We start from the raw sequence: 3,253 nt of genomic DNA, 5'->3' as shown, positions 1-3,253 counted from the left end.
ACGCCACCACGCCCACCGGCGACGGCCCGCCACTGGTGGGCTGACCGTTCCACTCCTCCAGCACCCGGTGCCGCTCGGCCGGGTCCAGCAGCAGCTCAAGCTGACCCACCAGACGACCCGGATCCTCGGCGATGGCATCCAGGATGCGTAGGAAGCGTGCCTTGACCTCCTCGGCGAAGTCGGAGCTCAGCAGGTCGGGACGGTGGTCAATGCGGAAGCCGAGTTCGGAACCGCGCATGAAGGCACCGAGGGCAAGGGGAAAGTGGGTGCCGGCGTTGACTGACGAGTTGGTGACGCGGAGGTTTGCGCCGTCCAGGGACATGGTGAGATCGGACGGGTCAACCGGGAAGTTCTCGAAGGTCATCAAGGAGTCGAAAAGCTGCTTGTGCCCGGTCCACCGCTGGATGTCGGCCAGCCCGGTCCACTGGTGATCAAGGAGCTCTGTCTGCTGCGTCTGAATGTCTCGCAGGTACTGAGCGATGGGCTGGTCGAGCGGTATCCGGGTGTGCAGCGGCAGGGTGTTGACGAACAGCCCGAGCATGGTCTCGATGCCGGGTACTTCCGGAGGCCGTCCGGAGACTGGGGTGCCGAAGGTGATGTCGGTGCGGTTCAGCGCCTGGGAAAGGGTGAGTGCCCAGGCGCCCTGCACCATCGTGTTGACGGTGAGATCGGTCGATCTGGCCCGGCGGGTGAGCTGGTCGGTGGTGGCCTGATCGAGCGAGAAGGAGAGCCGCTGGGGCGGGCTGGTGACAGGGCCCGGGTCCGGTGCGAGCAGGGTGGGAGTGTCGAGCGTGCCCAGCGCGGCGGTCCAGGCCTCGCGGGCGGTGTCGTGATCGCGCTGTTCGAGCCAGGACAGGTAGCCGCGGTACGGGCGTGGACGCGGCAGCCCGGCGTCACCTCCGGCAATGTAGAGCGACAGCAGCTCTCGGATCAGAATGGGCATCGACCATCCGTCGAGCAGCAGATGGTGGTGGGTCATCAGGAACCGGTGCCGCTGGCCGCCCAGGTGAAGCAGTGTGAACCGCAGGAGAGGCGGTCGTGACGGGTCGAACGGAGCCCAGCGGGCTTCCTCCGCGATGCGCAGAGCCTCGGCTTCCCGCGCGTCCACCGGCAGATCGGAGAGATCGAACTCCGCCCAGGGAGCTTTCACGTCGCGGAGAATGAGCTGGGCCCATTCCCCCGACTTACGCTGCCGGAACGCGGCTCGAAGATTGGTGTGCCGGTGGAGTAGCGTCTGAGCCGCCGCCCGCAAGGCCGCAGTGTCGACATCACCCTCCAGGTCGAAGGCCGACTGACCCGTGTAGATGTCCAGCCCGTCGCTGCCGGCCATCTGGTGGAATAGGAGGCCCTCCTGGAGAGGCGACAGCGGAAGAATGTCCTCGATCTTGCCGCGGGACTGCGTAGTCATCAGAAGTCCTCCTCAAGTGCGAACTCGGCCTCGAAATCATCGATTTCTGCCTGCCCGAGTCCGCTGTATGTGATGTCCGACGGGGTGAGGCCGCCTGCGTCCTCACGCCGGGTGTGTGCGGCCAGCGCTTCGAGGGCGCGAGTCCAGTTCGCCGCCAGCTGCTCGATCTCCTCATCACCGATCAGGTCACTGGCGTAGCTCCAGGCGGTGTGAAGTTCCGGGCCGTTGTCCGTGTCGAGGGTCACGGCACTGAGCGAGACGGGATGGCTGAGCGGGGTGTCGGGATGGGTGCCCGCTACGCCGCTCCCGGTGATGCTCCAGGGGACGTCGTCGGCGCCGCTGGCCACCCGGCCGAGGTAGTTGAACGCGTATGGCGGAGCGGGCTGCTGCGCGAGCCGTGGTGCCGTCCGTGGGCTGAGGTAGCGCAGGAGTCCGTAGCCGATGCCATGTTCCGGGACGGCGCCGCGCTGCTCCTTGACCTCCTTCACGACCCGGCCAAGGGCTGGCCCCCCGTGCCACACATCGGCCCAGTCGGTGATGTGCGGACGGAACCACAGGGGGTGAACGTTGGTGAACCATCCCGTGGTGCGGGTGAGATCGGCGCCTGGCAGCAGCTCCTCATGTCGGCCGTGTGTCTCCAGGTCCAGCACGACCGGCTGGCCCGGTCGATCGATGTGGGGGTGCGAGCGACGCCAGTCCATGACGGCGACCGTGAACGCGCTGAGCAGCACATCAGTGATCGTCGTGTTGTAGAGGCCAGGGGCCTGGGTCAGCAGGGCGCCGGTCACAGCCGTCCCGAGGCGGACACTGTGCCGGCGGACTGTCGCGTACGTGTCCCGGCCCGGGGTGAGCGCAAGCGAGGACGTGTCGGTCGGCAGCTGCGACCAGAACTCGGCCTCGTTCTCGTGGGCGGTCTCGGCGTGACGTCCAAGAACTGTGGCCCACTGGCGCCAGTGCGTGTGGACGGCGGGGAGTTCCGGTTGGTGCGCCGCGTCCACGTCCGCGTCTGACGCGGCGGCGTCGGCCTCGGGGGCGTGGGTGGCCTGGGCGGCATCGGCGCCATGGAATGTGGCGAGGTCGCTGAGGAGGATACGCCAGGAGACGCCGTCGATGACGAGGTGGTGGGCGATGAGGACCAGGTGGGCCGGCTGGTCGGGGCCGTGGTCGAAGTAGAGGGCGTGGAGGTTGTGGGCGCGGTGGGGATTGAGACGGGTGCGGGCTTGGGGGGCGTGGTGGGCGATGAGGCTCTGGAGTGTTTCGGGGGTGGTGTGGTGGGTCGCGTCGATGCGGGTGAGGTGGTCGGCGGCCCGCACCGCACCGGACGGCAGGACGTCCATGTCCCAGCCGTCGGGGGACTCCGTCAGCCGCAGCCGCAGGCTGTCGTGCCGGTCCAGCAGGGCCTGCAGGGCACAGGTGAGGGTTTCCGACGTGGCGCTGGGCGGCGTGGCGACCACGATGGACTGGTTGTACTCCGCGATGGGACCCCCACGTTCCAGGAACTCGTGCATCACCGGAGTCAGCGGTACCGGGCCCGCCGGATCGATATCCGGAAGCACCGAGGCCGTACTGTCGGTGTCCGCGGTGACCTGTGCCAGCGCGGCGACGGACTGGTGTTCGAACACGTCGCGGACCGTGATGGTGATTCCCTTGGCACGCGCCCGTGAGACAAGCTGGATGGACATGATGCTGTCGCCGCCGAGGTCGAAGAACCGGTCCTCGACGCCCACCGCGTCCAGCCGCAGTGTTTCCGCGAACAGTCGCGCGAGCAGCTTCTCCCGCTCGCCCCGAGGCTTACCGCCCGTTGCGGAGGAGCCGTAGTCAGGGGCGGGAAGTGCCTTGCGGTCG

General features: G+C 68.0%; 2 protein-coding genes. Both read right to left on the bottom strand.

The window, feature by feature from the left end; translation table 11 throughout:
• On the bottom strand, window positions 1-1,408 hold a 1,408-nt coding region (locus EBH09_RS01240; RefSeq protein ID WP_238697131.1), incomplete at its 3' end, for a condensation domain-containing protein.
• Window positions 1,408-3,253: condensation domain-containing protein (locus EBH09_RS01235; protein WP_238697130.1), on the bottom strand; the 1,846-nt coding region annotated here is incomplete at its 5' end. The genes EBH09_RS01240 and EBH09_RS01235, both read right to left, overlap by 1 nt.

Origin of the sequence: Streptomyces sp. E2N166, from assembly GCF_003671715.1 — a bacterium.
Taxonomy (GTDB): Bacteria; Actinomycetota; Actinomycetes; order Streptomycetales; family Streptomycetaceae; genus Streptomyces; species Streptomyces thinghirensis.
Note: the sequence above shows the minus strand (reverse complement) of the source record. Positions and strands in the feature narration are given on the sequence as shown.